Below are 7,304 nucleotides of genomic sequence, written 5' to 3' on the forward strand. Positions count from 1 at the left end.
CCCGCGCCACCCCAGCGAGCAGCACCGCATGCAGCCCATGTGCCAGCAGGCCGAACACGCTCCAGGCGGTGAGGTAGCCGGCGCCCAGCAACACCAGCAAGCGCTGGCGATCTGCTCGCCCCACAACGACGCGGTCAAAGGCCCGGAACAGCGGCAACGTGGTCGGCAGCATCATCGCCAGAATCATCAGCGTCCAGGCCAATGCGTAGAGCGCCGCCGGCACGACGAGCGAACCTGCCGGCACCACCCGGCACAGCCACGCCGCCGGGCCGGAGGCCGTCCAGTCGCCATGATCCAGATAGCGGCCATATGGGCTGCGCGCCCACAGCCACAGCGTGAGCCAGGCAAGTGTCACCAAGCCGGCAAGCACCGGCAGGAAGACGCGCTGATGGCGGGACGCAGTGACGCGCATGGTTGCCGCAGCACTCACGCATCAAACAGGAACGTACTCTGCAGCGCGTTGTGGTTCTGGAGGTCGACATTGATGCCGATGTCCGCGTTCTTCGAGCGATAGACCGGCGCCTTGCCCACGAACACCGGCGCACCGGGCACGGTCGAGAACACGGTGTCCGACAGCGTGGTCTGCTGGCCGGTCGGGCCCATGTACGGTTCCAGTTCGGCGTAGTAATCGGTGCCAATCTTGAGCGTGCCCTTGGCGCCCACGATGTCGAACGTGATCGGCGCACGCTCGACCGAGACGACCTTGCCGATCAGCTTGGCCAGTTCGGCAATCGGACCGCCGGCCTGGCCGGTGTAGACCTTGAGAAGGGCTTTCTCCTGCTCGTCCGAGGCGGAATCGTTGAGGAAGATCGCCGCCGTCCAGTTGCCCTCCAGAATGTTGCCGGGCACGCGGGCGACAGCGGCGATGGTGCAGCCGGACACATCGACGCCCTCGATCGTGCCCTGGTCCATATGCCACGCCACGATGGTGTCGCAGACCTTGAAATCGGGGTCCTCGCCGATCCAGCACGGGCATAGGACGCGGCAGTTGCAGACTTCGAGCAGCCTACCTTCCAGGTGATAGGACATGGTTTCCTCCAGCCGACGCGGTTGACGAATGCGCGCGCGACCACGGCAATCGGCCGAGGCGGACGTTGTCAGGGCTTGGCCCGGATGGAGGGTCGGAAACGGGCAGGCAGACAGCCTGCCGTATCGAAGACAAGCGGACGAAAGCGGCCCCGCAATCCGTCTGCGGCGCGCCACTGTCAAATTCTAGGAAGCCACATTGGGTAAGCAAGACGAATCCCGGCGGGCCAGGGGCGCGGGCCGAAAACGCGTTACGGGGCCGTTACGCGTTACGTTCCAGAAACGTAACAACTTTGCGCAAAACCCCGTCCACAGTGGGTGTCGGCAAGGGGGTAGGGAAGTCCCCAGCCTGCCCGTCAACCCAGGCGGGATAAGGCCCTGAGCCAATTTTGATGTGGCAAAGACGGGTGCCGCAGAGACCGGGCATGCCTATTGCACTGTCTTGCTCCAAACAACAAATCTGCATGGGGAGCACAGCATGTCCTGGACCGTCGCCACCGCCGCCCGCCCGACCCACGTGGTTGCCAGCAACGACAGCCTGTTCGCCAGCTACGAGGCCATCGCCACCCTGTCTGCAGAGATGGTCGCAGCCGCTGAAATCGGGGATTGGGACGGTGTGAGCGCGCTGGAACGCGAATGCGCGGTCTACATGGAACGTCTGGGCCACGCCCAGCGCCCAGCCTTGTCGCGCGAAGAGCTGCAACGCAAGCGCGACCTGATGATGCGCATCCTGGCCAACGATGCCCGCGTGCGTGCGCTGGTCTGCCCGCGCCAGGACGAACTGATGCGCCTAGTCAGCGGTGAGCGCCGCTCCATCGGCGCCCGTCAGGCCTACGCCACGGTCTCGTACTACTGAGCACCTCGCAGTTCCCCCCACGACACCAGCACGCGCTGGATGCTGCGCGCGTAGGCATCGCGCTGCGCAGGCGTTTCGGAGTGGTACGCGCCGATCGCGCGCCACGTGTTTCCGTGGCGAACCATTTTTTGCTTGAGCAGCCAGGCCGCCACGAACACGTTGACGCAGGCGTCGGTCAGCGCGCGGCGCGGCACACCATAGCGCGCCAGCGTACTGAAATGAATCGAATTGATCTGCGCCTGGCCGATATCGACCGAGCCGTCGGCGTTGCGGTGCACCGCATTGGCATCGCCCTTCGACTCAAACCACACGATGGCGCGCAGCACTGTCGGGTTGACGCCCTGGTAGGCGCCAGCCTGCTCAAAGCAATCGCCCGCTGCATGGACGGCAAAGCTGGACAGCGCCAGTAGAAGCGCTGCGCCAACTCGGCCACAAATCAAGCGAAGGGTGGGGGTGGCGACCATGACGGCTCCGGCTGGCGATCGGTGAGTGATTACTTCGGCAAGGCCGCTTCAAGCTGATGCTCGATGCCGGCCAGATACGTGTGCGAGGCCTCCGACACCACCATGCGCGGCACCGGCTCGGCTGCCTTGCGCACCTGGACGAAGGCCGCCTTGCGTTTGCCGCCGCGCGTGCGTACCGCGGGCGCGGGTTCGACCTCGCTGCCGCCGCCCGGCGGCAGCATCGCCAACGAGGGCAGGGGCGGATAGACCTTGTCGGCCGCCGCCGTTGCCGGCATCAAAGCATCGGGTGGCGCGGCGAATGCGGATGCCGGCACGCTTAACAGGCCAACGGTCAGTGGGAAGAGTAGATGGGTCATACGCATGACATTCCTCTTAATCCTGCGTGCGGATCGTCACGCTATACGGCTGGCTGGCGCTGACGGTCAGGTTTTCCAGGTGGACATAACCGGCGCGCTGCGCGGGCACGCCATTCCACAGCGCTTGGTTCAGGTAGCGGAAGTCCTGCGCCAGCGCGGCAACCTGGATCGTCGCCGGGCGCTTCTGCGCGGCAGCCAGCGCGCCGGCCTTGGTCAGCACGGCAGTCAGTTGCGGATCATGCGCGCCCAGTGCATCGGGCGGAATGGTGAAGCTCAAGACCTCACCTGCGGGTGCGGTGCGGGCGTTGGGCGCGGGCGGCGTCTGCGTCTGCAACTGCGCGCAGCCAACCAGCGCCAGCAATGCCGCGCCGGCAATCAGCCTGGGCAGCGGTGTCATATGGGAGAGAGTCCACATGGCGATCAGGAATCCATGGATCGGACCCGCACTCTATCGGCGGGTCGTGCGCGTCAAAACGTCGAATTGCCCCGCTTTTATCGTCCATCCCGGGCGATGACTTGAGCGCTGTTTTTCAGGTGGAAATGGCGTCACATTGCGGGTCGGCGGGCATGCCAAGACGTGACCACTTTCGGGATGCGGGGCGCACTTCGGGTGGCCGGAAAATGCATCCCGCGCCGCAATCTTTGTAAGTGATGTAGACGCACCTCAATGACGGAGTAGGCGTAAATACCGACTGACCCATGTCAGCGCCAGGTGCCTGCCGTGACACATTTGCGCGGCCGCAAAGTCGCACCGGCCCCCGCCGCTATAATCGGCGCACCATGAATACACCCGCGTTTTCCTCTCCCAAGGCTGCTTCCAAGGAGGCACCGGCCTACCATCTGGCGGTGGTTGGCGGCGGTATCGTCGGGCGCGCGTGCGCGCTGCGGCTTGCGCAGATCGGCTTGCGCGTGGCGCTGATTGCGCCGCCCGCGCCATCGCCCGCACCCACCGGGCCCGATGCCTGGGATGCGCGCGTCTACGCGTTCTCGTCCAGTTCGCAGGCGTTGCTGGAACAGTTGCGCATCTGGCCCGCGCTCGACATGACGCGGGTGCAGCCGGTGCACGACATGCGCATCTTTGGCGACGATGCAGCCGCGCGTGGCGAGCACCTCCATCCCGACCTGCATTTCTCCGCTTACGCCGCCGGCGCGCCGCAACTGGCGTGGATTGCCGAGTCGTCACTGGTGGAGCGCGCGCTGGAAACCGCGCTGCGCTTCGCCCACACCGTGCAGACCTTCCCCCACGCCGCCACCGGCTTCGAGATGGAAGCAGACGCCGTGCGCCTGACGCTGGCCGACGGGCAGGTGATTCGCGCCGAATGCGTGATCGGTGCCGACGGCAAGCACTCGTGGGTGCGCGAGCAGGCCGGTATCCGGGCTGAGGTACGGCCGTACCGCCAACTGGGCGTGGTCGCCAACTTCCAGGCCGAGCACTGGCATCAGGACACCGCGTGGCAGTGGTTTCTCGGTACCTCGGCCGAGCAGGCCGCCGCAGCCGACGACGCCACACCCGCGCGCGGCGAGATCCTCGCGATGCTGCCGTTGCCCGATCGCCGTGTCTCGATGGTGTGGTCAGCCGATGAGAACCACGCGCGTGAACTGCTGGCCCTGTCGCCCGATGCGCTCTGCCGTGCCGTGGAGGCCGCCGCAGGTGGCGCCATCGCCGCCCGCTTCGGACGCCTGTCGAACATCACCCCCGCGCAGGGCTTTCCGCTGATCCTGCAGCACGCCAGCCGGGCGGTCGCACCGCGCGTGGCACTGGTGGGCGATGCGGCCCATGTGATCCATCCGCTGGCCGGGCAGGGCATGAACCTGGGTCTGCGGGATGTCGCAGAAATTGGCAAGGTGATGGCGGAACGTGAAACCATGCGCGATCATGGCGATCTGAGGTTGTTGCGCCGTTACGAGCGTGCCCGCCGCGAAGACCTGCTGTCGCTCACGGCCGCCACGGATGGTCTGCACAAGCTGTTTGCCCTGCCGGGCGCGCTGCCCCGCACGGTACGCAATGCGGGCTTGGCGCTGGTGGGCATGACGCCATTTATCAAACGCTTATTGATTAAGCACGCGCTGGGCTGAGGCATCATCAGCGCTTTCGGGGTATCAGGAGCTTTTATGTCGTTTCGTATTCGGGTGGCGGCCATCGCCTCGGCGGTTACTGTGGCCGCCATTGGCGCGGGTTACATGCTGACGACGGGGACTGCGGGCGCCGCCGAGCCCGCACTGGACAAGGTTAAGGCCACGGTGCAGAAGGCCCTGGGCTCCAACGTGGAGATCAAGAGCGTCAGCAAGTCGCCGCTGGCCGGTCTGTACGAGATCAACCTCGGCAGCCAGGTCGTCTACAGCGACGCCACCGGCCGCTACGTCCTGAACGGCGACCTGCTCGACACGCAGACCGCCACCAACCTCACGCAAGAGCGCCTGGCCGAGCTGAACCGCATCAAGTGGTCCGATCTGCCGTTGGACCGCGCGGTGAAGTGGGTCAAGGGCAACGGTGCGCGCAAGATCGCCGTGTTCTCCGACCCCAACTGCCCGTACTGCCACAAGCTGGAGCAGATGCTCACGCAGGTCGACAACATCACGGTCTACACCTTCCTGTTCCCGATCCTGTCGGAAGATTCGAACACCAAGGCCAAGCAGATCTGGTGCTCGGCCGACCGTGCCAAGGCCTGGCGCGACTGGATGACCGCCAAGACCGCCCCGGGCGGCGCCGGCACCTGCGACACGCCGCTGGAAGCCAACCTGAAGCTGGGCCAGTCGCTCAACGTGACCGGCACGCCGGCCATCATCTTCCCGGACGGCTCGCGGGCCCCGGGCCTGATCGATGCGGCCACGCTGGAGCGCAAGTTCGCTGCGCTCAAGAAGTCGTAAATTGCCCAGATGAAGCGCCGGTTGATCCGGCGCTTTTTCTTTGGGCGCTCGCATTCACAACACCATTGGAGACTTGGCATGCCGTTTCGCGCGCTGATGCTGGAAAAGCAGGATGGCGGACCGCTGGCCCACATCGTTGACCTGGATGACGCGGCATTGTCGACGCCCGAAGCACTGGCCAACAGCGTGACCGCGGGTGACGTGCTGATCCGCGTGGACTGGTCGACCATCAACTACAAGGATGGCCTGGCCATCACCGGCCGCGGCCCCGTCGTGCGTAAGTGGCCGATGGTGGCCGGCATCGACGGTGCGGGCGTGGTGCTGGATTCCACGCATCCGGACTGGAAAACGGGTGATGCGGTCGTCCTCAACGGCTGGGGCGTCGGCGAGGCGCACTGGGGTTGCCTCGCCCAGCGCGCGCGCCTCTCGGGCGACTGGCTGGTCGCGCTGCCGGCGGGGCTCGATGCTCGGCAGGCCATGGCGATCGGTACGGCGGGTTACACGGCGATGCTGTCGGTGCTGGCGCTGGAGCGCGCCGGCGTCAAACCGGGCGACGGCGAGGTGCTGGTGACGGGCGCCTCGGGCGGCGTGGGCTCGATCGCCATCGCGCTGCTGGGCAAGCTCGGGTACCGCGTGGTTGCCTCCACCGGCAAGACGAGCGAGGCGGATTTCCTGCAAGCCCTGGGCGCCGCCGATGTGATCGACCGCGCCGAGCTGTCCGCGCCGGGCAAGCCGCTGCAGAAGGAACGCTGGGCGGCGGTGGTCGATTCGGTGGGGTCGCACACGCTGGTCAATGCCTGCGCCCAGGTGCGCTACGGTGGTGTGGTCACCGCCTGCGGACTGGCGCAGGGGATGGATTTTCCGGCCACCGTTGCCCCGTTCATCCTGCGCGGCGTGACGCTGTGTGGCATCGACAGCGTGATGGCGCCGCGTGCGCTACGCCAGACGGCATGGCAGCGCCTGGCGACCGACTTGCTGCCGGATCGCTTGGCGGCCATCACACGCGAGGTGACGCTCTCGGAGGCCATTGATGCTGCGCACGACATCATGGCCGGCAAGATGCGCGGGCGCGTCGTTGTCGACGTCAACCGTTAGGCGGATTTCCGGACGATTTGCCTTCGGCAGCATGGGACGGCAACGCTACAATGTCCGCCATGAAGCCGATCCGCTACACCATCGCCCCCGCCGCGCCCGAGGCGCATGTTTTCACCGTCACCGTCACGGTCGATTCGCCAGATCCACAGGGGCAGCGTTTCTCGCTGCCGGCGTGGATTCCGGGCAGCTACATGATCCGGGAGTTTGCGCGCAACATCGTGCGCATCGAGGCGTCGTCGGGTGATCGGCCGGTGCGCCTGACCAAGGTCGACAAGGACACCTGGTGGGCTACACCGTGCAGCGGGCCGCTGACGGTTTCGTACGACGTCTACGCGTGGGACCTGTCGGTGCGGGCCGCGCACCTGGACGCGACGCACGGCTTCTTCAACGGCACATCGGTCTTCCTGCGTGTGGAAGGCGCGGACGATCAGCGTTGCCTGATCGACATCCAGCCGCCCGCAGGGGACGCCTACCGTAGCTGGCGTGTGGCCACCGCGCTGCGCGAGGCCACCGGCCGTATCCAGGGCAAGGCTGGCGCCAAGCGCTACGGTTTCGGCTGGTACGAAGCCGCCAACTACGACGAGCTGATCGACCACCCGGTCGAGATGGGCACCTTCGAGATGGTCTCGTTCGAGGCCT

Annotated in this window: 9 protein-coding genes and 1 pseudogene; 5 read left to right on the forward strand and 5 right to left on the reverse strand. The window is 66.2% G+C overall.

Translation table 11 applies throughout. The features are described from left to right. The coding region (locus JHD73_RS25305) for a DUF2182 domain-containing protein (RefSeq protein WP_199032921.1) at positions 1-412 on the reverse strand (412 nt) is incomplete at its 3' end. 14 nt (positions 413-426) lie between these two features. Continuing rightward, positions 427-1,029, reverse strand: coding sequence for a DUF1326 domain-containing protein (locus JHD73_RS25310; protein WP_199032922.1), 603 nt, complete (start codon positions 1,027-1,029; stop codon positions 427-429). 475 nt (positions 1,030-1,504) lie between these two features. On the opposite strand from JHD73_RS25310, the gene JHD73_RS25315 reads away from it, so the two are divergent. Beyond that, a complete protein-coding gene (locus JHD73_RS25315) occupies positions 1,505-1,882 on the forward strand; it encodes a flagellar protein FliT (RefSeq protein WP_199032923.1) in 378 nt (125 codons plus the stop codon). Here the strand turns inward: JHD73_RS25315 and JHD73_RS25320 are convergent. Genes JHD73_RS25320 through JHD73_RS25330 form a run of 3 tightly spaced genes read right to left on the reverse strand, consistent with a single transcriptional unit; the run spans position 1,876 to position 3,117 of the window. Further along, on the reverse strand, positions 1,876-2,346 hold the full coding sequence (locus JHD73_RS25320) for a lytic transglycosylase domain-containing protein (RefSeq protein WP_199032924.1): 471 nt from the start codon (positions 2,344-2,346) through the stop codon (positions 1,876-1,878). The two genes, JHD73_RS25315 and JHD73_RS25320, sit on opposite strands and share 7 nt — an antisense overlap. 29 nt (positions 2,347-2,375) lie before the next feature. Next, the gene (locus JHD73_RS25325; protein ID WP_199032925.1) at positions 2,376-2,708 is read right to left on the reverse strand and encodes a hypothetical protein; all 333 of its coding nucleotides are present in this window, start codon (positions 2,706-2,708) and stop codon (positions 2,376-2,378) included. Between the two features lie 10 nt (positions 2,709-2,718). Next, positions 2,719-3,117, reverse strand: a complete 399-nt coding sequence (locus tag JHD73_RS25330) for a hypothetical protein (protein ID WP_233177150.1) — start codon at positions 3,115-3,117, stop codon at positions 2,719-2,721. Positions 3,118-3,482: 365 nt separating this feature from the next. Between JHD73_RS25330 and JHD73_RS25335 the strand changes: the two genes are divergently transcribed. The 4 genes and pseudogenes from JHD73_RS25335 to JHD73_RS25350 form a co-directional block, all read left to right on the forward strand. Further along, complete coding sequence (locus JHD73_RS25335; RefSeq protein ID WP_199032926.1) at positions 3,483-4,778, forward strand: UbiH/UbiF family hydroxylase; 1,296 nt, start codon at positions 3,483-3,485, stop codon at positions 4,776-4,778. A gap of 36 nt (positions 4,779-4,814) precedes the next feature. Next, positions 4,815-5,570 (forward strand): DsbC family protein, encoded by a 756-nt coding sequence (locus tag JHD73_RS25340; RefSeq protein ID WP_199032927.1) that lies wholly within the window; start codon positions 4,815-4,817, stop codon positions 5,568-5,570. Positions 5,571-5,648: 78 nt separating this feature from the next. Beyond that, positions 5,649-6,665, forward strand: coding sequence for an MDR family oxidoreductase (locus JHD73_RS25345; RefSeq protein ID WP_199032928.1), 1,017 nt, complete (start codon positions 5,649-5,651; stop codon positions 6,663-6,665). Between the two features lie 59 nt (positions 6,666-6,724). Further along, positions 6,725-7,304 (forward strand): annotated as a pseudogene (locus JHD73_RS25350) (peptidase M61); the annotation flags it as partial.

Source organism: Ralstonia sp. ASV6, assembly GCF_016429285.1.
GTDB classification, from domain to species: domain Bacteria; phylum Pseudomonadota; class Gammaproteobacteria; order Burkholderiales; family Burkholderiaceae; genus Ralstonia; species Ralstonia flaminis.